The sequence below is a fragment of the Sphingobacterium sp. PCS056 genome (assembly GCF_023273895.1).
GTDB lineage: Bacteria > Bacteroidota > Bacteroidia > Sphingobacteriales > Sphingobacteriaceae > Sphingobacterium.
In genome coordinates this window covers 4,385,379-4,410,322 of sequence record NZ_CP096883.1, presented here as the reverse complement: position 1 = coordinate 4,410,322, position 24,944 = coordinate 4,385,379, and the positions used below count along the sequence as shown (strand labels likewise).

Genomic DNA, 24,944 nt, shown 5'->3' with positions numbered 1-24,944 from the left:
AAAGTAAGTCGTTTAATCATCATTCTTATTTTTAAAAAATTTGCTCTAGTAATTTATTGTATGATCGTTGTTGTGCTAATCAATAAAAATTAAGTTGTATCTATTTATAATGTATGATTATAATTGTTTTATAGTGTAAATTTTGATTGAAATTTTGTAGTAGCTAGGTTTAATGGTTTGCTATTTTAGTTTATTATTAAATTATACTTATATGAAATAGAATTGAATAAAAACTCAGGGGATAAATTAGCATATTCGACCCAGTATGGTTTAGATTTACTCTCTAATATATTATGATTGTGAATAGCTAGTATTAATTGTTATATTAGTTTCGACACTAATCCATGTTATGTCTAACCAAACCTTAATTTCTACTGCTGAATTTGAGCACATTTATGAAAAATGGAATAAAAAAGTTTATCAATACGCATTGAATAAAACTTCTTCTACTTATATAGCTGAAGAAACGGTACAGCGTGTCTTTATTAAACTTTGGAATAACCTTTTTCATAAACATATATCTGTGGACATAGAAGCCCAATTATTCTGTATCGCCCGTACGACTCTTTTTGATATTGTAAAGGAGGAAAGAAAAAGACAGGTTTCGTTGGATTTGAAAATTAAAGCAGATGCCGTTCCGACACCGTCAGATTTATATCTCTTAAAAGAGATTCAATTACGGTATGAAGAGATTGTAGCACGGATGCCAGAATCGCGCCGAAAAGTCTTTATGATGAGCAGATTTGATCATTTAAGCTATAAGGAAATAGCCGAGCGACTTTCAATAACTCCTAAAACTGTGGAGAATCACATAGCTTTAGCATTGAAAGCATTAAAAAAAATATTCTTATTATTTATATTTTATTTAAAATATTTTTGGGGGTAAGGTCAAGTATTGCAGTATTCTTATTATATGAAGATTACTACTGAACTAATTGACCGATATCTAAAAAACCAGTGTTCTACTGAAGAAGCTGAGTTTTTGGAAAATTATATACAACAAGCAGGGGTACTTGACGAGCTTTCGCCCCAAGAGGAATGGAGCCTCGTGCCAGAAAATCTAGATTACCATAATCAAGATAAAATCAAAGAAAAAGTATTTGCCTTTATAAATCAAAAAAATAAGCGCTCCTATCAGAAGAAAGTACGTCGTGTTGTTTCGGCAGCTGCTGCAGTATTGATCGGTATAATTGGGTATTACTTTCCTTTTAGTACTTCGAAGGTAGGACCAACTTCACAAATTACGAAAGTTAAAGTTCTTGATGATCAAATTAAAGAGATCAGCAATTTATACTACATTAATTCTGGAAATGAAATTATGCATTTAACGGCTAGTGATGGTTCGGTCATAAGTCTTTATCCGCATTCAGAAATTAAATACGCCGAAGATTTCAGCACACTAAAAGAAAGAGCATTGTACTTAAAAGGCAAGGCGAAATTCCATGTTGCGAAAGATGTGCATAAACCTTTTCATGTACATTCAACTGGTGTAATAACTACAGCTTTAGGCACCATATTTACCGTTGATGAATTGGAATCTACTCAAACGCAAATTAAATTGTTTGAAGGAAAGATTGAGGTGAAGGCTGAGGATACTAATAGGGGAAAAACGTTGGTACGCACTTTTTTTCCTAATGAGGAAATTACTTTAGATCATCGCGATCTGATCGTTCTTGAAGAGATAAAATCACATACGGTAGGTACAGATCGAGGTGGACATTTTCTTCAAAATACGCATACTATCCAGTTTAAAAATATTTCTTTAGAAGATGTTTTGGCACTTCTGGTCCAAAATTACGATATAGATTTTCAGTACGATAAAGCAAAAATTGCGAATAAATTCTATAGTGGAACCTTCTCCAATAAGAACCAGGTGTATGAAGATATTATAAAAGAAATCAACTATCTACACCATACCGATATAAACTATACCAACCCAAATAAATAAACAATCAAATTAAAACGAATTATGAACAACTTTTTATCCAAAAAGCATCAATTCCAAACGATGCTGCTACTGCGATTTAGAAGTCCGCAAACGAATTGGCCTCTTCGACTGGGAATGTTAGGGCTTGTGAGTATGAGTTATCATGTGGGATTAGCGCAGTCAACAGCTTCTGTCAATGGGGTTGTACGGGATGCGAGTAACAATCCGATTAGTGGAGCAACAGTGAGTATTGAAAACCCAAAAACAAAGTACAAACAGATCAATACGACAAATGCAGCAGGAACTTTCTCATTTGATCATATCCCCGAAGGACAAGACTACGAGATTAAAGTCAGTTTTGTTGGTTTCAAAACCAAAATCCTTAGTAACTATAATATTGACTCAAAAGATAAAGTCGCTATTACCGTTGCCTTGGAACAAGAACAAGAGAGTCTAGAGGAAGTTGTCGTTGTAGGATATGGAAAACAAAAGAGGGCTAATATCACCGGTTCTGTGGCTTCAGTCAATGCAGAACAGTTAAAGAATATTTCGCCTTCTAATCTGTCCAATGCTCTTGCTGGACGTGCCGCAGGAATCAATGTGACTAATACCTCAGGAATGGCAGGAGCTTCATCAAGTTTACGCATTCGTGGTAGCTTTGCCGAACCTTTGTATGTTATTGATGGGATTGTTCGTGACAAGGCTGCGTTCGATGCCTTAGAAGCAAACGAAGTGGATCAGATGAGTTTCTTGAAAGATGCAGCTACTGCTGCGGTATATGGTACGCGAGCTGGAAACGGAGTTGTGGTGGTGACTACTAAAAAAGGATCTGCGCAAGAACCTGTTTTCAATGTACAAAGTAACTATAGTTTTGGAGCACCAACTCAGACGCTTTTAGCTGATATTACTACAGCTGCTGATGAGCTGACTTATCAAAATCGTGTTTCACAATTTTTGTGGGAAAATGGAAGTAAGACCTCGCCCTGGGTCGCTCCAAATGGACAAATAGAGTTTGATTATTTTAAAGATAAGGATTACAGTGTCAACGATGTGATATGGAGAAATCCATTCAGTCATAGACAATCAATTTCTGTGTCTGGTGGAGGAGATCGCATCACCTATTATAATTTGGTGAGCTATAGAAAAGAGAATGGATCTTATAAATCTTTGGATCATGAGAAGTTTAATTTGAGAAGTAATGTTAGTGCTAAGATCACGGATGATTTTACGATTGATGTTAATATTTCTGCTAATCAAATCAATTCAAAGCGTTTTTATTGGCCTTTTAGTACCTCATCTGATGATGATGATTTTGATGTTTCAGATTTTTATCGTGTAACATTTAACTGGCCTAAGATGTATCCGTTTTATCTCAATGCTGATGGGTCACCAAGTGATTCACCAACAGATTATCCTGTGCAAACACCTATGGGAAGTTGGCAAGCATGGAATGTGATTGACCAAGTTGTTGGTAACCGCTACATAGATCGTAAAGTCCGACAAGTCAATCCGATTATGACGTTAAATTATAAGTTGGATAAACTTGTACAGGGCTTATCTACGAAAGTTGTCGGTAGTTATCTTGCAGAAGATTATATGCGCAAACGATTTATGACTTTTCAGAAGAACTATACTTTTACATCCTTGAATCCGGACGGTAATCGATTTATCCCAGCACCGCCATCTGAGGATAAAGTGAATGTTTTTACATTTAGTCAGGCACAGCCTTTTATGGATTATGCTCCACAACGGGAATGGGAATATCAGGTCAACTGGTTTTTGAATTATAACCGTAAATTTAATAAACATGGTATCGATGCATTATTAGTGTATGAACAATTTAAGGCCGGTGGTACATACGTGAATTCACGTGCAGAAAATCCGATTGTAAGTATCGATCAGATGTTTATTTATCCGACAGATCGTAATTTTAGATCTACAGATGCTTATGAATCTATTAATTCAAGAAGGGGCTTCATTGGACGTGCAAACTATAATTATTCGGATAAATATATTGCCGAATTTTCATTTCGATATGATGGTTCTCCTTTATTCCCGGGTGACAAACGGTGGGGTTTTTTTCCTTCGATGTCAGCCGCTTGGCGCATATCGGAGGAGCAGTTTTTTTCCAATGTTAGAAACACCATGAGTGATTTAAAATTACGTGCATCTTATGGTACTACAGGTAATGATTTGAATGTGAATGCGCAAAGGATCGGACAATTTTTGTATCAAGAAAAATATCGGCCTTCAGGAGGATATATGTTTGGAGATCGTTACTATAATGGTGTTGCTTACGGAGCTACACCAACGCAAAACCTAACATGGACGACATCTAAAAGTGTTAATATCGGTTTAGATTTTGGTTTTATCAACAATAAATTAACCGGTTCAGTTGATGTATTTAGTCGAAAAGAAACAGATATATTAGGTCCACGATCTTTAAAAGTACCGGATAATTATGGACGGGCCTTAGCTCCTGAAAATTATGCCGCGAGAAGCTACAAAGGGGGTGAGTTTTCCGTCAATTGGAATGACCGTATTGGTGAAGTGTCCTATGGAGTGACAGCTAATATGGGATATGCAAAAGATCGATGGGATATTTTTGATGAAGAACCAGCTTTTGCGGTTGGTGGGACACGTAATTTTGAATCTCGAGTTGGTAGACCCGAAAATAGAATCATAGGGTTTGAAGCTATAGATCTTGTCAGAACGCAACAACAATTGGATGCGTTGAAAAGCAGTGGTTTTAAAACCTACGGACGTGATCCTTATCTTGGGATGATCTTATATAAAGATATTCGTGGCGCTAATTATTCGGATATGCCAGATGGAAAAATTGATGATAATGATTTGACCTTACTTTCTGAAAATAATACTCCTCGTATTAATTATGGCTTAGGACTAAATGCAAACTGGAAAGGCGTCACTATTTCAGCTTTACTACAAGGAGTATTGGCCTATGATCGTGTTATTAGTAATCAAGAAGGGGGCGGAATCCGTCAGCATGGAGGTACTTTTCGTCCATATTACCCAATCTGGGCTGGAGATGTATGGACAGCAGATAATCCAAATGCTGAATATCCAAGAGTGGTAGGATCTAATTGGCAAGAATCGGGCACTGGGGCATCTAGTTTTTGGATTCGCAATGGTGCTTATTTACGTTTAAGAGATTTAAATGTTTCATACAGTTTACCGCAGTCTCTTACAAAAGCAATGAAAATCAATCATGTTAATCTTTTCTTTAATGGAACAAATTTATTTGTGTTTTCGCCTATGACAGAATTTCATGATCCAGAGCAGAAAATGTATGATTCCTATCCTGTAATGAAAACTTTCACATTAGGATTGGATATTAAATTTTAAGAAAACTCATCATGAAATCCTCGCTGCAATGTCTTTAAATACGAAAGAGTATCTGCTTTTACTTCGGTAGATTTCATGTACAAAAAATCATAAAACAATACCATTAATTATAAACTGATGAAAAAAATATTTTATCCCATATTAGCGCTTTTATTGACATCATCATCCTGTAAAGATGTGTTGGATATTGAAGATCTAAATTCACTTGATGAAAGTAAGGTTTGGAATGATCCAAACCTCGTGAATGCTTATATAACCAATCTTTATCCCTTATTTGGTAATTGGAGCGCTGGAGCTGATGCAAATTCCGATCAATTAATCGGAATTGCCTTTCCATTAGATGCAGTTACAGTTAATAATGCAGCGTATAAAGTTTGGGACTACACGACCATACGTAAAATTAATACTGCAATCCAAAAAGTAAACGAAAGTACAGGACTGGGTAAAGATGTGAAAAATTCAGTCCTTAGCCAGGCCTTATTTATGCGTGCTTATATGTACTTCAATATGGTGAGAAACCACGGAGGAGTGCCTTATATTACTGTTCCTCAAGATTTAGAAACCGATCAATTACAAGTACCTCGAAATACCACAAAAGAGTGCTTTGATTTTATCGTGAAAGATCTTGATCAAGCGATTTCTTTATTGCCTCCTGTAATTGCTAAAAATTCAGTAGACTATGGTAGGATTGATGGAAACTTTGCTATGGCATTTAAAGCCAAAGTCTTATTATACAAAGCATCACCTCAATTTAACCCATCCAACCCATATAATAATGCTTTCTGGGCAGAAGCAAACATAGCTAATAAGGCTGCTTATGATAAGTTAAAAGCTGATGGGTATAATTTGACCGCTGACTATTCCAATATTGCATTGCAGGAGAAGGGGGCTGAAGTCGTATTTGCAGTCATCAATGCTTACCCTAATAAAGTCGCAAGTTGGGATAATGGTGTTCGTCCGGGATCTGAAAGTAGAGGATCCGCGAGTGCTGTTCCATCTTGGGATTTTGTTAAATCGTTTCCAATGAAAGATGGCAAATCTTTTTCAGACCCGACCGGAAAGTACTATAAGACCAGTGAGCAGTTTTTGCAGTCTTATTGGGAAAATAGAGATCCACGATTTGAAAAATCGATTGTATGGAATGGTAAAGTATATGAGGTTTCGGGAAAGACAGGAAAGAGACAATATACCTCAGTTGGTATAGCTGCTGATCTGGATAATTTTGGTGTGAATCCTAAAGCAAAGACACCATCAGAAAATCTGAATCGATATAGTGGCTTTTTTATTCTTAAAAACTCTAAGTTGTCTCTTAAACAAACGGAAGTGGAAACACAGTACGATGTCGATTTTGTATTGATGCGTTTTGCAGAAGTTATGATGAATTATGCGGAAACGGCAAATGAAACTGGTGATTTCAATACGGCATTAAATCTTTTAAAACAAATTCGTATGCGTGCTGGTATTGAAGCTGGGGACGATGGTAACTATGGTATTACAGCAACTGACCGTTCGCAAATGCGTGATGCAATTTTAGCTGAACGTAATATCGAATTCTGTTTTGAGGGACATCGTTTCTGGGATTTGAGACGAGCTCGCAAATTAAACATGCTGAACAACACGACTAAATATGGAGTAGAAGCAATTGCTATCACCAACGATGGCACAGATATGGATTTGGATGAGGCTGCTCTGCTTGCAAAGAGTTATCAACTCAGGGAAAATCAATTTAAGTACAGTATACTTCAAGTGCCGAATACAGGAAATAAAGTGAATTTGGTTCCTGATACCTACTATTTCTTTCCGATAGCACAATCTGTCATTGATAAAAATTCAAATATTAAACAAAATAAGGACTGGGGGGGAACATTCAATCCAACTCTGGAATAGCACAGGTGATGAATGTGCTATAGGTTAAAATATACTGTTTTAAGATGTCAAATAGTTAGATAAGAACTTCTTCTGTATTCTAAACAAGTTCAATTACTGAACCATCTTGCGTAGTCTCGATCTTCTGGTCGGGACTACTTTCTTTATAGTTCTCAATAAACTCAGCGTAATTTTTTAAGATAGTTTATATGAAGAGAAGTGATTTTCTGTGAATTGACACCTATTGAACCATTTTTGATGATGTATTATGTTTTTGTTAATTTTTGAGTTCTCCTTTGTTTTATGAAATAAATTGAGGTATCAAATTGTCTATGATAGATAAAAATGAAGTATAGATTTGGCCTTATCTTTTTTTGGCACGTTAAATGTCATTACTATAGAATGATTAAAATGAAAAAGATATATTTTATATTAGCACTTTCAACTGCTATGCTCAGTACTTCATGCTATATGTCAAGGACATCCGGTCATAGTGGTAAAGTTCCTCCTGGCCAAGCTAAAAAAGCAGCAGGAACAAAATCTGCTAAGCATTTTGCTCCGGGGCAGCAATATAAAAAGTAATTTAAAATTATCTTGTTGCAATAGATTTTCTTTTTGTATCAAGATAATGATGCCTTATCCGAAAAATATCGTCCACAAAATAAATTTATGTAAATCATTTCTAAATCAATCAGAGTGGTAGGGTGAACTAAAAAAAATAATTTATATCTTCTGAATTTAATAATAGCGTTGATGCGCTGGATCTTATAATACAAAATGAGCTGTGTTGTATTAGACGTGGGGAGGATGCGATAAGATACAAAAAATGCGCAGTTTTTGGCTGCGCATCTAAAAATACTGTTAATACTATTAACCTAAATAAGATTTTAAAATCTTGCTACGAGATGTATGACGTAAGCGTTGTAAAGCTTTATCTTTAATCTGGCGGACACGTTCACGAGTCAGGTTGAATTTTTCACCTATTTCCTCTAAAGATAATTGGTGATTAGATCCGAGACCGAAAAATAAAACGATTATTTCTCTTTCTCTTTCTGTCAAAGTAGATAATGAACGTCTGATTTCCTCCGATAAAGACTCATCGATAAGAGAACTATCAGTATCTGGGTCATGATTCTCTAATACATCTAATAGGGTATTTTCTTCCCCTTGCACGAATGGTGCGTCCATAGAGACATGTCTTCCCGAATTACTTAAAGTATCCGAAACTTTATCGACTGTTGTTTCAAGAATATCAGCTAACTCTTCTGGTGAAGGTTCGCGTTCATATTCTTGTTCTAATTTAGAGAATGCTTTACTAATTTTACTTAATGAACCCACTTGGTTCAATGGTAAACGCACAATACGAGATTGCTCCGCAATAGCTTGAAGAATTGATTGACGAATCCACCATACCGCATAAGAGATAAATTTAAAACCTTTAGTCTCGTCAAAACGTTTAGCTGCTTTTATTAAGCCCAAGTTACCTTCATTGATTAAATCACCTAAGGTTAATCCTTGATTCTGATATTGTTTTGCTACAGATACGACGAAACGTAAGTTGGTTTTAGTCAATTTCTCCAAGGCAACTTGGTCACCTTCGCGAATACGTTGTGCTAATTCAACTTCTTCTTCTGCTGTTATTAAGTCTACTTTACCAATTTCGTGTAAGTATTTGTCTAACGACTGTGACTCACGATTGGTAATCGATTGTGTAATTTTGAGCTGTCTCATTAATTATATTAATACCTTTCTTCTCTGAAATGTTTGCAAAAATACAAAATAAAAACGAATTATTTTAATATTTATTGCTGATACATGATTATATCATGCTGATTATGAGGAATTTTATTTCAATATTCATGCAGCAAAAATTATTCCAAAAAGAGATAAGTCAGTCATAATAATGTTTAAACTTTTAAATTGATTTGTAATCGGTTGGTAATGAATGTGCTTTGTTTTTGTAAAGGAATTGCTACTCATCTAGGAGGATGACAAGCTTAAATTTTCAAAATAAATGATACATTTGAGCATAGAGAAAATTAAATTTTTCATAACCAAAACATTTTTATGATTCACATGTTTTTCAATAAAACATATAATTTTGATTATGCCAATTATTATACATTTAGACAAAGTAATGCGAGATCGCAAAATGTCACTGAATGAGCTAAGTGCTAAGGTAGGAATCACGCTGTCAAACCTATCCATCATTAAAAATCAAAAAGCCAAAGCATTGCGTTTGGATACTCTGGCCTCGATCTGTGAAGCACTTGCATGTCAGCCCGCTGATTTAATGGAGTTTATACCGGAAAAATCCGATGACCACAAAAATGAGGATGTAGTCGTTTAGAACCGGTAACCTCTTAAGAAGTCTATAATTTCCATTTTCTTTTTACCTTCTATCTGCAATTGGATGACATGGATGTAACCATTATTACCTGCAAATTTAAGGTAGGATTTACCGTCGGTCTTATAATCTCCAGGAGTAATATCTGGAGTTGAATATTCTTTTGTTCCTACATAGAGCTTTAATACTTTATTGTCTAAGCTTGTATAGGCGGCTGGATATGGACTCAATCCGCGTATGAGGTTATAGATGGTGTCAATATCTTGATTCCAGTCGATTTGACAGTTTTCTTTGAATATTTTAGGCGCATGTTTCAATTCACTCTCTGGAATTAGTGTACTTTGTGCTTTTGGTGTCAGCGTATTCGTTTTTAGTCCGGCCAAAGTTTTTAAAAGTAATTGCGCACCTACATGCATCAGTTTATCGTGTAAAATTCCAGCATTGTCATCAGGGGCAATAGCAACTTCCTCCGATAATAGAATCTTTCCGGTGTCTATTTCATGTTGTAAAAGAAATGTTGATACACCACTCACGTGCTCACCGTTGATGATAGCGTGGTTGATGGGTGCTGCGCCTCGATATTGTGGTAATAATGATGCATGTACGTTAATGGTGCCATATGGAGGCATATTCCATACGGCTTCGGGCAGCATGCGAAAAGCAACGACGACTTGTAAATCTGCTTGATAAATTCTCAATTCTTCCAAAAAATCAGGATCTCTAAGTTTAACGGGTTGCAATACCGGTATACCATGAGCCTCTGCATAGATCTTAACTGCCGATTGGTGAAGTTTTTGTCCTCGGCCCGCCGGTTTGTCAGGTGCTGTGACTACTGCTACAATATTTTCTCCGGATTGTACGAGAGCATCTAATGAAGCGACGGCAAAGTCTGGTGTTCCCATGAATATGATGCGCATATCGATAATGTTTTCTTATTTTAGTACTGAGATGATGGAAACAGCAGTAATAAAGTAGGCTGGTTCACATTTTTTTTTAACTTTGCGAAGTTACATAAATAATTTAAAAGCTTGAATTTTCCATACTTTTTAGCCAAGAGAATCACTTTTTTAGGAAAAAGAACTTTTTCTAAATTAATCGTGCGCATTACCATAGGGGCAATAGCCTTGGCAATCGCGGCGATCATTCTTTCTGTGGGTGTATTGCGGGGATTCAAATCAGAAATTACGGGCAAGCAACGTGGTTTCTTTGGAGATATTATCGTTCTTCGTTATGATCTCAACAATTCTTATGAAAATTCACCGATTGCTTTAGATTCGTTGCAATTAGATTCCGTTAGAAATCATGAAAATGTGGTTGGTATCAGTTCTTTTGCTACTAAACCAGGAATTATCAATGTCAACGATGAGGTCGAGGGAGTTTTGCTAAAAGGAGTAGATGCGGGCTATGATCAACGTTATTTAAAAAATATACTAGTTGAAGGTGATACGTTAAATTTTAATAAGAATGAAGGTGCTGGAGAACAGATTTTGATTTCTAAATATTTAGCGAACAGACTGATGCTTAAGGTCGGCGATGATTTTATCATGTACTTTGTGCAACAGCCTATTCGGAAACGTAAATTTGAAATCAAAGGTATTTATAACTCGGGTTCTGAAGAGTTGGATAAGGTGTATGTCATCGGTTCTCTTAATTTGATTAGGAGACTCAATAATTTGGATAGTACAGCTGTTGGGGGATATGAAGTACGCATTCATGACTTCTCTAAATTGCAACAAACAACGAATGAAATTGATGATATTGTACCTGTAGATATGCATGCTGTAAGTATTCGTGATCAAGTACCTGATATCTTTCAATGGTTAGATTTGCTTGATATGAATACCACAATAATCTTTATACTGGTGACTTTAGTAGCGATCATCAATATGGTTTCAGCTTTACTGATCACCATTTTGGAACGTACTTCGATGATTGGAATTCTAAAGGCGTTGGGCTTTCATAATACTGGTGTACGACGAGTGTTTATGTACAATGCGCTATATTTGATTGGTGTAGGGCTATTGTTAGGTAATTTTATCGGATTAGGTCTATATTTCTTCCAAGATTATACCCATTTCTTCAAATTGGATGAACAGACTTATTACATCTCTTATGTGGCGGTTAAACTATACTGGACCGATATTGTGCTGATCAATATTTCATTGGTCGTGATTGGTATGTTAGCGTTGTTTATTCCTTCTCTATTGATTACTAAAATCAGTCCTATTCGCGCGATTTCTTTTAAATAATTGATTGCTTTAATTGTAGTTCCGGAATAAATATTTTACTTTTAGAGGTTTTGTAGGGGGATTTCTATGTGAAATACTTTTGCACATGTATACTTGAATTAGCTTATATATTTATGAATAGAAACGTATTAGATCACTTATCGCATGCTTTTGAAGCACCTTTAAAAAGTCCAGTACTCATTTTCGCGCTTGTCTTATTTATTATTTTATTGTCTCCTATTTTATTACGTTCCATTAAAGTCCCTGGTATTATAGGTTTGATTATCTCTGGAGTGGTCATTGGTCCACACGGATTGAACTGGTTGGAGAAAAATTCGGCAGTAGATCTGTTTTCGACAATCGGTTTGCTCTATATTATGTTTATTGCTGGCTTGGAACTGGATATGAATGAATTTAAAAAAACAAAGCATAAAAGTTTATGGTTTGGTTTTTTTACTTTTATTATTCCCATAGCCATCGGTTTTCCAGTATGTTATTATTTTCTGGATTATGGTATTTTGGCTAGTATATTGATTTCAAGTATGTTTGCGACACATACATTGGTGTCATATCCTATTGTCAATAGTTATGGTATTTCGAAAAATGAAGCTGTAGCTATTACTATTGGTGGTACCATATTGACTGATACCGCAGTATTGATTATTCTGGCTGTGATCACAGGTGCTTCCCAAGGTAATATCGGTCAAGAGTTTTGGGTTACCTTAGGTGTATCGTTTGCTATCTTCCTTTTTATCATGTTTGGTGTTATCCCTCGTATTGCCAAATGGTTTTTCGAACGTATTGAAAGTGAAAAAACTTCTCACTATATTTTTATTTTATCTATTGTATTTTTCGCGGCTTTTTTGTCCGAGATAGCGGGGCTTGAACCTATTATAGGAGCATTCGTTGCTGGCTTGGCATTGAATAAGTTGATTCCCCATTCTTCGGCACTGATGAATCGGATTGAGTTTATTGGAAATGCGATTTTCATTCCTTTTTTCTTGATTAGTGTGGGGATGATTGTTGATGTAAGCGTTTTATTGCGCGGTCCAGAAGCTTTAATTATAGCTGCTACATTGACATTAGTTGCTATATTAGGTAAATGGGGTGCGGCATGGATCACACAATTAGTCTTTAAATATTCAGCAGGACAACGTAACGTTATCTTTGGGTTGAGTAGTTCACATGCGGCGGCAACTTTGGCTGTGATAATGGTCGGTTATAAAAATGAGATCATTGATGAAAATGTTTTGAACGGTACGATCTTATTGATTTTAGTGACGTGTATAGTAGCAAGTATTGTGACGGAGGGAGCATCTAAAAAAATTGTAATGGATGGTGATCAAGATGAGAGCCATATCAATATTGTAAAAGAACATGACGAGCATATTTTGATTCCATTGGCAAATATGGAGAATATGCAGCCGCTTTTGGACTTTGCTACTTTGATGCGTAGTAAAAAGTCACATTATCCGATCAGTATTGTTTCTGTTGTAAAGGATAATGAGCAGGCGGAGAAAAATATGGCAATTGCTCGTAAAAACTTGGATAATATTGTTAAATATGCTTCAGGAAGTGAGACTGAAGTCAATATTGCAACAACCATTGATTTCAATATCCCAAGTGGTATCAGTCGAACCGCAAAAGATGTGATGGCTGATTGTATCTTGTTGGGATGGCCGAGCGCAAGCAATTTTGTGGATAAAATCGTTGGCGAGAAGTCTGAAAGCATTTTAAATCGTACTTCTGCTAATGTCATGATGTGTCGATTTAAAAAGCCATTTATTACCCATAATAAGATTATTGTATTTGTACCGCCTTTGGCGCAGTCTGAATTTGGTTTTGAGTATTGGGTTGAGAAGGTGCTTAAATTAGGACAGGAGCTTACTATTTCGGTCACTTTTGTGTGTGATGAGCGTACAGAAATCGCTACTAAAGCATTTCTAGATGAAATCAAAAATTCAGTTCCAGTCAATTATAAGATGTATGATGATTGGGATCATATACAGGGACTAGCATCATTTAGAGAGGATAACGCACTTCTATTTTACGTGTCTTCACGTTACGGGGAAGTGTCATATCGAGATTCTTTGGATGGTTTGGCAAAGAAATTGGAAAGTATCCATGAAAATGTGGTATTAGTATTTCCTAGTCGAGTAGACAATCAACATATTGATGAATATGAAGATGTACAAGCGGCGCCGATTTTTAGAAAAATCAGTAAGGAAATTGGGAACATGTTCAATAAAGATAAATAAACTGAACTATGGCGAGTAAAATAACAAAGTCTTTGCATGGATCGTTGCACGTGCCCGATCAACCGATTATTCCTTTTATTATTGGAGATGGAATAGGTCCCGATATTTGGCATGCTTCTGTGCGTGTATTCAATCGTGCTGTGGAGGTGGCTTACGGTGGTAAAAGAAAGATCGATTGGAAAGAGGTATTGGCTGGTGAAAAAGCTTTTGATATGACTGGAGAGTGGTTGCCACAAGAAACGCTGGATATATTGAAGGAATATTTGATCGGTATTAAGGGGCCTTTGACAACACCTATTGGCGGAGGCATCCGTTCTTTAAATGTGGCTTTACGTAAAGAACTTGATTTATTTGTTTGTCAGCGACCGACTAAGTGGTATGAAGGTGTGCCTTCACCAGTGAAACATCCCGAATATGTGAATATGGTCATATTTCGTGAAAATACAGAAGATATCTATGCTGGAATCGAATTTGCCGCTGGTTCATCAGATGCAGCTAAACTTCAAGATTTCTTACATGATGAACTTCATGTTGATTATAATTTTTCTACAGGTACGGGTGTGGGAATTAAGTTGGTTTCGGAATTAGGATCTAAACGATTGATCCGTGCAGCTATTGAGCACGCCCTAGAACACAAGCTTCCTTCGGTTACTTTGGTACATAAAGGTAATATTATGAAATTTACAGAGGGAGCATTTAAGAACTGGGGTTATGAACTCGCTGAGACAGAATTTGCACATCAGACCTATACTTGGGGTCAGTGGGAACGTACCAAAATAGAAAAAGGTGATGCCGCTGCTAATGCTGAGCAGCAAGAAGCTATGGCAGCTGGTAAATTATTGATTAAAGATGTAATTGCCGATAATTTCTTGCAACAGATTTTATTGAATCCACGTGATTACTCGGTGATCGCCACTTTAAATCTCAATGGAGATTATATATCTGATGCTTTAGCGGCTATAGTAGGTGGTATCGGTATAGCTCCTGGAGCAAATATCAATTATAATACAGGTCATGCTGTTTTTGAGGCTACACATGGAACTGCGCCCCGTTTTGCGAATACGGATACCATGAATCCCTCATCTGTTATTTTGAGCGGTGTGATGATGTTAGAATATATGGGATGGCAGGAAGCTGCTGATATGATTGTTAAAGCATTGAGCGAGACCATAAAAGATAAAACTGTAACTATAGATTTCTACAATTTAATGGAGAATGCTACACTTGTTAAAACGAGTTCGTTTGCTGATCATATTATTGAAAAGTTGTAAAAACTGTTTTAAATACCAGAGATAAAGTTGACCTTTGACTATTGTTCAAAGGTCAATTTTTTTATATGCAATTTTCAGATTTACCCCCCTTTATTAAGGTTTCGGCTGTATTTACACCAGAAGAGATACAGCAACTGCTGACCGTGAACCAGCTACCTGAGGATGATGAGATTGATGCGATAAGAGATGAACCGGAAATTTTTGATCTGCTTAATGCTTTTATTGGTGATGATTCGAGTCGTCAAATACATCTCCAACTTTATGCTCAAGATTTATTAAAAAAAAATAAAGTAGATCAAGCTTGGAAAGTAATCTTATTATAGGTTATACATAATATCATTTTTAACAAATTTAAAGCAGTTTTATGTTATCTTTTTATCATTTGGGCATTAGTTTTTTCTAAATTTCATTAATATTGATTTTTTATTGAAATTTAAATAAGAAATCTTGTACCTTTGATCTTCGGAAAGCAAACGTTTGCTTAATCGAAACATAGAAAAGCTATACAAAAACAAACTATATATCGATGAAACATAATTTTGGAGCAGGTCCTTGCATTCTGCCAAAGGAAGTTTTTCAAGAAGCTTCACAAGCTGTAATTGATTTTAATAATACAGGTTTATCCATCTTAGAGATTTCGCATCGTTCCAAAGAATTTGAGGCGGTATTGGATGAAACTACTAAATTGGTTCGCGAATTGTTAAATGTACCGCAAGGATATTCCATTTTGTTCTTACAAGGAGGGGCGAGTTTGCAATTTGCTATGGTAGCGATGAACTTATTGCCAGAAAGTGGTAAAGCTGCTTATTTGGATACTGGAGTTTGGGCTTCTAAAGCGATTAAAGAGGCTAAGAAGATCGGAGCTGTAGAGGTAGTTGCGTCATCGAGCGATAAGAACTACACTTATATACCAAAACAGTTTACTGTTCCTGCAGATGCGTCTTACTTTCATTATACATCGAATAACACAATTTATGGTACTGAAGTGTTTGATGTACCAGTTTCAAATGCACCCATAGTGGTTGATATGTCTTCAGATATTTTGAGTCGTGAGATTAATGTTTCTGATTTTGATTTAATTTATGCTGGTGCACAGAAAAATATGGGACCTGCAGGTGCTACTTTAGTAGTTGTAAAAGATGAGATTTTAGGTAAAACGGGTCGAGTTATTCCATCAATATTGGATTATTCTGCACATATAGCTGCAGATTCTATGTACAATACTCCACCTGTATTTTCTATCTTCGTCTCGTTGCTCAACTTACGTTGGTTGAAAGCTAAGGGGGGGGTAGCAGTTATTGAGCAAGAGAATATCATCAAAGCACGTACTTTGTATGATGAAATTGATCGCAATCCATTCTTCAGAGGAACTGCTGCATTGGAAGATCGTTCTCGTATGAATGTTACCTTTATCATGGATTCTGCAGAGTTAGAAGCAGAGTTTTTGGCTTTGGCAAAAGAGCGTGAGTTGATCGGTATCAAAGGGCATCGTTCAGTTGGTGGTTTTAGAGCTTCTATTTACAATGCACTAACGATCAGTAGTATCAATGCATTGGTAGATGCGATGAAGGAGTTTGAAGAATTGAAAAATAAAATCTAATTTATATCATGAGAATATTAGCAAATGATGGTATTGATCCAGCAGGTAAATTACTTTTGGAGAATGCCGGATTTGAAGTAGATACAAATCATATACCGCAGGAAGAATTAGCGGAAAAATTACAGGCATACGACGCTATTACAGTGCGTAGTGCAACGAAAGTAAGACAAGCACTAATTGATGTTTGTCCAAATTTAAAAGTGATTGGACGTGGTGGTGTTGGTATGGATAATATCGATGTTGAATATGCGCGTTCGAGAGGAATAGCAGTATTAAACACGCCTGCGGCTTCTTCATTATCTGTGGCGGAATTGGTATTTGCTCATCTACTAAATGGTGTACGTTTTCTTTACGATTCCAACCGTCAGATGCCCATAGTAGGCGAGAGTAAATTTGGTGCTTTAAAAAAAGCATATGCTGGTGGAACTGAACTTAGGGGTAAAACTTTAGGTGTTGTTGGTTTCGGTCGTATCGGTCGTGAGACTGCAAAAATTGGATTAGGTCTGGGAATGGACGTTGTGTACTACGATCTTGCCGATGGTCCTAAAACATTAACGTTGTCTTTAACACAGGGATTTGAAGTCGAGCTGCCTGTAGATCAGATAGCAATGGAGGATTTATTAAAAACATCTGATTTTATTACGCTACATGTTCCATTCTTAGATAAACCGGCAATTGGTCAAGCTGAATTTGCGCTATTAAAAGATCAGGTCGGTTTAGTGAATGCTGCTCGAGGTGGTGTGATTGATGAACTTGCTTTGATTGAAGCGTTAGATTCAGGTAAAGTTGCATTTGCTGGTTTGGATGTGTTTGACAATGAGCCTACTCCGCGAATAGAGATTTTAAAACATCCAAAAATTTCGTTGACGCCCCATATTGGAGCGGCTACAAATGAGGCACAAGAACGTATAGGTGTTGAATTGGCACAGTTGATTATCGAGAATCTTAAGAAGTAATCTTCCGCATAATAAATGATGCGGCACAAAAACTTTATGTATTTGTGCCGCTTTTTTTTGCAAAAAAACTAAGTAATTGCCTATATTCACGGCAAAATTTAAATATAATGTAATTCAGTATGAAAATTTTAAAATTTGGTGGTACATCTGTCGGTAGTGCAGAACGCATCAAAGGGTTATTAGATATCGTAAACCCTTCTGAGCGTCAGGTTGTGGTGTTGTCAGCTGTGTCTGGGACAACAAATGCTTTAGTAGAAATTGGTCAAGCATATCTTGCAGGTGATAAAGACTTGGCAAAGGATTTAATAAAGAAGCATAAAGACAAGTACGAAGACCTTATTAAGGAATTGTTCAAAACTGAAGCGGGATATAAAAATGGTAAAAGCCTGATTGATTCTCATTTTAATTTTATTGAAAGCTTTGCTAATGAAATTTTTACTCCTGTGGAAGATAAAATCATCTTGGCGCAGGGAGAATTGATGTCTACTGCTTTATTTCATTTTTATTTGACAGAAATCAATGTTCCGTCTATTTTATTGCCGGCATTAGATTTTATGAAGATTGATGAAGACAATGAGCCCGTTGTAGATTTTATTACAGAAAGGTTGACACCTTTACTTGCTAAAGTACCAGAAAATACGTTATTCATTACTCAGGGATTTATTTGTCGTAATTCTTTTGGGGAAGTGGATAATTTACGACGTGGCGGTTCAGATTATACTGCCTCTTTAATTGGTGCAGCTATCGGTGCTGAGGAGGTTCAAATCTGGACTGATATTGACGGTATGCATAATAATGATCCTCGTATTGTTAAAAATACAAGTCCTATCGCACATTTGAGTTTTGATGAAGCAGCAGAGTTAGCTTATTTTGGAGCTAAAATTTTACATCCACAATCTGTTTTTCCGGCTCAGAAGTATAATGTTCCAGTTCGCTTGTTAAATACGATGGATCCAGAGGCAACCGGCACTCTTATTAGCAAAGAAGGTGGTCAAAAAGGGAGTATCCGTGCTATTGCTGCTAAAGATGGTATTACTGCCATTCATATCCATTCCTCTCGTATGCTATTAGCGTACGGATTCTTACGTCGTGTTTTCGAGATATTTGAGCGTTATAAAACACCAATTGATATGATTACAACTTCTGAAGTGGCTGTTTCGGTTACTATTGATGATACAAAAAATCTGCAAGATATTATCAAAGAGGTCGAGGATTTTGGAACAGTTTCAGTTGATGAGCATCAAACGATCGTATGTGTAGTAGGTGATTTTGACTTGAATACGCATGGATATGCTGCGCGTGTTTTAGATGCGGTAAAACACTTACCTGTACGTATGATTTCATATGGCGGTTCTGACTATAATGTTTCTGTTTTATTGGATACAAATCATAAAGTCGAGGCATTACGTTCATTACATAACCGTTTATTTTAATTGAAATAGCCTAAATGAAAAATGAAAATATAAAAAATCAGTTCATAGGAAAAGAAACTCCTTTTTATTATTATGATCTGAACGTATTGGAAGATACGTTGGATGCAGCATATGAGGCATCCAGTAAACGTGGATTTCATGTACATTTTGCGTTGAAATCAAATTTTAATAGTAGATTACTTGAAATGATCCAAAGCAAGGGCTTTGGTGCCGATTGCGTAAGTGGTAATGAGGTGCAACAAGCCATTGATGCAGGGTTTAATGCAAAGATGATCACTTTTGCTGGAGTAGGAAAGTCTGACAAAGAGATAAATTTAGCATTAGAGCACGATATTTTTGCTTTCAATGTAGAGTCTATTCAGGAGTTAGAAGTTATCAATGATTTAGCTGAAGTAAAGGGACGTAAAGCGAAGGTAGCTTTGCGAATCAATCCCAATGTCGATGCACATACTCATCATTATATCACTACAGGTTTGGATGAAAATAAATTTGGTGTAACAAATGCTGAATTAGAAAGAGCAGCTGCTGTAATACGGAAATGTGAAAATATTGAACTCATTGGACTTCATTTTCATATTGGTTCTCAAATAACGGATATGAATGTATTTAAGAGCTTGTGTGTAAAGGTAAATGAGTGGAAGAACTGGTTTGAGGAACGTGGTGTAGCTATCAAAGTATTGAACGTAGGGGGAGGGCTTGGAGTAGATTATCATCATCCAGATACCAATGCTATACCTGATTTTGAAACGTATTTTGATATTTTTGATAAGTTTTTGGAAAGAACTGCGCAACAAGAAGTTCACTTTGAGCTGGGGCGAGCTTTGGTAGCACAATGTGGTTCTTTAATTAGTAAAGTACTTTATGTGAAGAATGGTGTAAAGAAGAATTTCTTGATTTTGGATGCTGGAATGACCGAATTAATGCGCCCGGCCTTGTACCAAGCTTTTCATAAAATCGAAAAATTGGATGCTGCTACTTCGAAGGAATTTGTCAACTATGATGTTGTTGGGCCGATCTGTGAAAGCTCAGATTGCTTTGGGAAAGAGGTGACTTTGCCAGAGTCAAAAAGAGGAGATTTGATTGCGATACGTACTGCTGGTGCCTATGGTGAAGTTATGGCTTCGCGTTACAATCTTAGAGAAGAGATCCGTTATGTCTATAGCGACGAATTAGTGTAAACTATCCTATAAAAATAAAAAGGCTTAAACTATCAAATGTTTAAGCCTTTTTATTTTTATACGAATCGGACAGTTATCAATTCAGTAAAGGATTGAAATATATTTCTGTTTTGCTGTACATCCTTGTACATTTGTAAATGCAACAGATTCAAGATATACTTAAGAAATTGTTTAGGCACCAACATGTTGGTTCAGACTTTGATTTAAAGGGTAATACAACTGCTTTATTAGCAAAGTATGCTTATCTACCAATCGTAGAATTGCTTCAATTTAAACCTGAGGTCACGGCTGGATATCGAGAGATCTTAGCTGAATTGGACGATGTAAATGTAGAAGCTACAGAAATACTTTTATTGAAGGGGTTGACAGCAATACAATCTGGTTCAATTGATGCTGCAAATTATTTACAACAAGCTCAAAGTGTGCAAGTAACTCCGCTTGGTTATAGTTATTTAGCATTACACTATTTTATACATGATGAACCTGAAAAAGCAGTTCAAATTTATACCAAAGCTATCGTAGATTTTCCAAAAGAACCTTATTTTTATGCATGCCGATGTATACTGAATCGTAATTTGGATGATGATGAAGGTGCTTTTTATGATTATCAGGTGGCAAAGCGCCTTGATTTTAATTATCATAGTCTGTTAGAATGGCATGAACATCTTCCCTATTTGGTAACGCTCAAAGCGGAACAAGTAGATATCCAAGATCTCGAAAGATCTTGGAGACAAAATCCTGATAATATGGAGAATTTAACGAAGCTTGCTTTGGAATATGTTCATATTTATGATTATCAGCAAGCTATTGCTTTATATTCTGAAGGGTTAATGTTGTCATCTGATTCTGCGGAATGGTATGTCTACCGAGCAGCTATTTATAGCAAGTTGACTTTGTACGTATTGGCCTTAGAAGATTGTGATCAAGCTTTAATAATGGATAAGTCTTGTGTGTCAGCTTATATTTTACGTGCAAAATTGTATGAATGCCTAGGGAAGGATAAGGATGCGTTAGCCGATTATAAAAAAGCAGAGTCCATAAATCCAGATCAATCAGTTATATACGAGGAGCGGGCTTCGCTGTTTGAAAGATTGGGAAAAGACGAAGATGCAATCGTTGATTATTCTAAATTGATCGCTCTGATGAAAGATGACTTCTATCCATATGTACTTCGTGCAGATGTATTTGAACGTTTGGGTAAGCAGGAGGAGGCTTTACTCGATTATAATCGGGCTATTGATCTCAATCCATACTACTCGGACCTTTACCAATACCGTGCTGCGATTAAGGAATCCTTAGGTGATAGAATCGGAGCTGAAGCAGATTTACAAAAGTTTGAAGAATTGGATGAGGAGTAGCTTCATCTTTTTTTGAAAAATCCCCTAAAAGCCAGATGCGTTTAAGGGGATTTTCATTTAATCCTGAATATATGGGTAATTATATTCCTAACTCAACTTGAAATAGAAATCCCCATGAATTTTTTTCATCAGTATTGTCAAATTGCCCATCTTTAAAGGTATAATTTCCACTTAGATTAAATTTTAGGCGATGTGCTTTTATATATTTGTTTATGCCAGCTTCTATGATCTCTGTCTGCTTTTCATAAGCTCGAATATCTTTGTGTGGCTGAACAAAAGTATATCGACTGACGATTTCATATCCATGATTCATCAGATATGACATCTGTTGGTTCACACCGAATCCTTTATATGCATAGACTGTGTTGCCTTGTAAATCAATATTCATTGGATTGTCGACATCACGACGCATATATTCCGCTTGATAAGCAAATCCTTGATATTTGAAGATTGCATCCACAAAGCTTGTTTTTAAAGTGAAAGGATTTTCAACATACTTACCTGTTTGACCACCTATTCGTGTCGTTCTATCGTTTAAACTATATCCTCCTCCAATTGATAACTTAGGTGTTTCTTCCCTTTCCAAATCTCCTTCTGAATAGTCTCCTCCGTTTTCAAAATTGCCAAAAGGTAAAAATTCAACCCTTCCTGTGTAAGATAATCCGCTATCTGTACCACTTGCTGCTCTACCTTCACCTGTAGAGATTGCTACTTTAGCATTAATAGGTACTTCACCAATTTTTTTGCTAAGATTGGCACTCATACCGAAATCGCGATCTAATGTAAATCTTGTATTTACTAAGGAACGATCTGCAAACTGGAGCTGTCCGGAAGAATTGACACGTTGTCTATTTCCCGGTAATTTATTTTGCCCAAAACTGATGTAGAAATCGTCTGTAAAGTTGTAGAATACAACTGCGTCACGGACAATATTAGGTATCCCGGTTTCATCAAAATCTTGATCACTTCTGGTAAAGGCCAATTGCAACGAGTAGCTAATTTTAGGTGTGTAAATATAACCATCGACACGCATCCTAAGTCTACGAACACGGGCATCCCATTCACGATTCTTTTCTCCGTCTAATTTTTCGGTGAACCCTGCTCGGTTTTGCATCCTAAATCTGAAGTTCGTGTAGAAAAGTGAATCTTTGCTGTGAAATTGAATTCCTTTGAAATTTAAGATAGTAGCTCTATCATCTCGTTCTTGCCCTTCTGCCGCACAGGTTAGGATCGCAAGTAAGGCTGTAAGGGTAACAATTTTTGTTGCTCTCATTGGTCTTTAAAAAATTATAGTAAGTTTTTTTTTGAGTAAGTAATGATGATTTCACAATGATACATAGATAGCCATCAATTAATTTCCATATGCTGTAATGCAAAGGTCGTTATTGGGGTTGTTTTGGAGATAATTTTCATCAATACATCATATTAGAATATGGTAGCTAAATATTTGTTATTGGCACAAAAATATGAGTTATATGTGCGATAGTTTTTTGTACGAGATCCCTTTCGACTATCTTTATTCAAATTGAAATATAACCAAGTCAATTTGTATTTTGAATATAATTCTTATTTATTGTTTGGAACAAAGATAATAATCTAAATAACAAAAAGCCACCAGTAGGTGGCTTTTCAGTTTTTATAACTCTTTACGAAGGCGGGCGACAGGTATATTGAGTGCTTCACGATATTTTGCCACAGTACGTCTAGCGATATTATAACCTTTATCTTTCAGAATTTCGGTTAATTTCTCGTCAGCTAGTGGTTTACGTTTATCCTCATTTGCAATACATTCTTCTAAGATCTTTTTTACTTCCTTATTCGAAACTTCTTCCCCAGATTCGGTCTGGATCGCTTCAGAGAAAAAGGATTTGAGAAGGAAAGTTCCAAATTCTGTTTGTACATACTTCGAGTTTGCTACACGAGAAACTGTTGAAATATCCATACCAATACGGTCAGCAATGTCTTTTAAAATCATGGGTTTAAGTTTGACGTCATCTCCTGTTAAGAAGTAATCGTATTGATACTCCATGATAGCATTCATGGTTTTCAATAAAGTTTGTTGCCTTTGTTTGATGGCATCAATAAACCATTTAGCAGAATCCAGTTTTTGTTTAACAAACTGAACCGCTTCCTTCATCTTTTTATCCTTTTGATTAGACTTTTCGTAATGTTCAAACATACTTTGGTATGAGCGGCTTACACGTAGTTCTGGAGCATTACGACCATTTAAGGTAAGATGAAGAACACCATCATTATTACTGATATGAAAATCAGGTATAACATGCAGTTGTTTGCCTGCAACAGCGCCTGAATCTCCTGGTTTGGGATTTAGTTTAAGTATTTCATTAACGATATTCTTAAGATCTTCTGATGTTAATCCTAGTGATTTCTCCAGTTTATCGTAATGTTTCTTTGTAAATTCTTCTAGATAATTTTTAACTACTTTGGTCGCTTGAATAACTGTAGGATTGTTTTGATCTTTCTTTTGCAGTTGTATCAGTAGGCATTCTTGTAGATCACGTGCACCAATGCCAGCAGGTTCAAAATCTTGAATCACTTTAAGCATCTCCAATACTTCACTTTCTGACGCTATGACATTCTGTGAGAATGCTAGATCATCGATAAGACTTAATATAGGTCGACGTAGATAGCCGTCATCATCTAAACTTCCGATAATCTGTTGTCCAATTAGAAAATCACGGTCATCTAAAGCTAATAAATCTAATTGTTGTTGCAATTTTTCGAAAAATGAATCTTGTACAGCAATAGGAATCTCTTTTTTATCATCGTCTTCATCAGAGTAATTATAATTATTGGAATAATCGGTATAATCATCTTCCTGAATATATTCATCTACATTAAACTCATCGCTGTCATAGCTTTCTTCACTATCGAAAGTATCGTCAGGGTCACGATCCGGGTATTCCTCATTCGGTTCAGCCATATTTGCTAAGCTGCCGTCTTCAAGAGCTGGATTTTCTTCTAATTCTTCTTTAATGCGTGCATCCAAAGATACCGTAGGAACCTGTAAAAGTTTGATAAACTGAATCTGTTGTGGAGATAGTTTTTGTAATAACTTTTGTTGTAAGGTTTGCTTTAACATGTTTTATATGACTAATTCGAAGATAAATTTAAATAAATTATATCGATTAATGA

Annotated in this window: 19 protein-coding genes; 15 read left to right on the top strand and 4 right to left on the bottom strand. The window is 36.1% G+C overall.

The features are described 5' to 3' along the window. Positions 1 to 349: 349 nt before the first annotated feature. From MUB18_RS18425 to MUB18_RS18405, 5 genes are all read left to right on the top strand, one after another. A complete protein-coding gene (locus MUB18_RS18425; protein WP_045754098.1) occupies positions 350 to 886 on the top strand; it encodes a sigma-70 family RNA polymerase sigma factor in 537 nt (178 codons plus the stop codon). Positions 887 to 913: 27 nt separating this feature from the next. Further along, a complete protein-coding gene (locus tag MUB18_RS18420) occupies positions 914 to 1,948 on the top strand; it encodes a FecR family protein (RefSeq protein ID WP_248754180.1) in 1,035 nt (344 codons plus the stop codon). A gap of 21 nt (positions 1,949 to 1,969) precedes the next feature. Then, the gene (locus MUB18_RS18415) at positions 1,970 to 5,293 is read left to right on the top strand and encodes a SusC/RagA family TonB-linked outer membrane protein (protein WP_248754179.1); all 3,324 of its coding nucleotides are present in this window, start codon (positions 1,970 to 1,972) and stop codon (positions 5,291 to 5,293) included. Positions 5,294 to 5,410: 117 nt separating this feature from the next. Beyond that, positions 5,411 to 7,180 (top strand): RagB/SusD family nutrient uptake outer membrane protein, encoded by a 1,770-nt coding sequence (locus tag MUB18_RS18410; RefSeq protein WP_248754178.1) that lies wholly within the window; start codon positions 5,411 to 5,413, stop codon positions 7,178 to 7,180. Positions 7,181 to 7,570: 390 nt separating this feature from the next. Next, complete coding sequence (locus MUB18_RS18405) at positions 7,571 to 7,741, top strand: quinol oxidase subunit 4 (protein WP_248754177.1); 171 nt, start codon at positions 7,571 to 7,573, stop codon at positions 7,739 to 7,741. 288 nt (positions 7,742 to 8,029) lie between these two features. On the opposite strand, the gene MUB18_RS18400 is transcribed toward MUB18_RS18405, so the two are convergent. Further along, positions 8,030 to 8,890 (bottom strand): RNA polymerase sigma factor RpoD/SigA, encoded by an 861-nt coding sequence (locus MUB18_RS18400; RefSeq protein ID WP_021189489.1) that lies wholly within the window; start codon positions 8,888 to 8,890, stop codon positions 8,030 to 8,032. Between the two features lie 376 nt (positions 8,891 to 9,266). Here MUB18_RS18400 and MUB18_RS18395 point away from each other — a divergent pair, with 376 nt between their 5' ends. Further along, entirely contained in the window at positions 9,267 to 9,509 is a 243-nt protein-coding gene (locus MUB18_RS18395; protein ID WP_045754102.1) for a helix-turn-helix domain-containing protein, read from the top strand. Here MUB18_RS18395 and fmt read toward each other — a convergent pair. Further along, on the bottom strand, positions 9,506 to 10,423 hold the full coding sequence (fmt, locus tag MUB18_RS18390) for a methionyl-tRNA formyltransferase (protein ID WP_094771665.1): 918 nt from the start codon (positions 10,421 to 10,423) through the stop codon (positions 9,506 to 9,508). The two genes, MUB18_RS18395 and fmt, sit on opposite strands and share 4 nt — an antisense overlap. Positions 10,424 to 10,534: 111 nt before the next feature. Between fmt and MUB18_RS18385 the strand changes: the two genes are divergently transcribed. From MUB18_RS18385 to MUB18_RS18345, 9 genes are all read left to right on the top strand, one after another. Beyond that, a complete protein-coding gene (locus MUB18_RS18385) occupies positions 10,535 to 11,755 on the top strand; it encodes an ABC transporter permease (RefSeq protein WP_094771664.1) in 1,221 nt (406 codons plus the stop codon). Positions 11,756 to 11,868: 113 nt separating this feature from the next. Further along, complete coding sequence (locus MUB18_RS18380; RefSeq protein ID WP_248754176.1) at positions 11,869 to 13,992, top strand: cation:proton antiporter; 2,124 nt, start codon at positions 11,869 to 11,871, stop codon at positions 13,990 to 13,992. Positions 13,993 to 14,000: 8 nt separating this feature from the next. Further along, positions 14,001 to 15,263: an NADP-dependent isocitrate dehydrogenase gene (icd, locus tag MUB18_RS18375; protein WP_045752236.1), complete on the top strand. Its 1,263-nt coding sequence runs from the start codon at positions 14,001 to 14,003 to the stop codon at positions 15,261 to 15,263. A gap of 65 nt (positions 15,264 to 15,328) precedes the next feature. Next, positions 15,329 to 15,586, top strand: coding sequence for a hypothetical protein (locus tag MUB18_RS18370; protein WP_248754175.1), 258 nt, complete (start codon positions 15,329 to 15,331; stop codon positions 15,584 to 15,586). A 203-nt stretch (positions 15,587 to 15,789) separates the two neighbouring features. Next, complete coding sequence (serC, locus tag MUB18_RS18365) at positions 15,790 to 16,863, top strand: 3-phosphoserine/phosphohydroxythreonine transaminase (RefSeq protein ID WP_248754174.1); 1,074 nt, start codon at positions 15,790 to 15,792, stop codon at positions 16,861 to 16,863. Between the two features lie 8 nt (positions 16,864 to 16,871). After that, positions 16,872 to 17,819, top strand: a complete 948-nt coding sequence (locus tag MUB18_RS18360) for a D-2-hydroxyacid dehydrogenase (protein ID WP_045755785.1) — start codon at positions 16,872 to 16,874, stop codon at positions 17,817 to 17,819. A gap of 119 nt (positions 17,820 to 17,938) precedes the next feature. After that, positions 17,939 to 19,252: an aspartate kinase gene (locus tag MUB18_RS18355; RefSeq protein WP_248754173.1), complete on the top strand. Its 1,314-nt coding sequence runs from the start codon at positions 17,939 to 17,941 to the stop codon at positions 19,250 to 19,252. Between the two features lie 14 nt (positions 19,253 to 19,266). Next, complete coding sequence (gene lysA / locus MUB18_RS18350) at positions 19,267 to 20,430, top strand: diaminopimelate decarboxylase (RefSeq protein WP_045755787.1); 1,164 nt, start codon at positions 19,267 to 19,269, stop codon at positions 20,428 to 20,430. A 137-nt stretch (positions 20,431 to 20,567) separates the two neighbouring features. Then, on the top strand, positions 20,568 to 21,788 hold the full coding sequence (locus MUB18_RS18345) for a tetratricopeptide repeat protein (protein ID WP_248754172.1): 1,221 nt from the start codon (positions 20,568 to 20,570) through the stop codon (positions 21,786 to 21,788). Positions 21,789 to 21,867: 79 nt separating this feature from the next. Here the strand turns inward: MUB18_RS18345 and MUB18_RS18340 are convergent, their stop codons facing one another. Beyond that, complete coding sequence (locus tag MUB18_RS18340; protein ID WP_248754171.1) at positions 21,868 to 23,061, bottom strand: porin; 1,194 nt, start codon at positions 23,059 to 23,061, stop codon at positions 21,868 to 21,870. 363 nt (positions 23,062 to 23,424) lie between these two features. Continuing rightward, positions 23,425 to 24,891 carry an RNA polymerase factor sigma-54 gene (rpoN, locus tag MUB18_RS18335; RefSeq protein ID WP_094771657.1) on the bottom strand — a complete coding sequence of 489 codons (1,467 nt, stop codon included), beginning with the start codon at positions 24,889 to 24,891 and terminating at the stop codon, positions 23,425 to 23,427. Positions 24,892 to 24,944 lie beyond the last annotated feature (53 nt).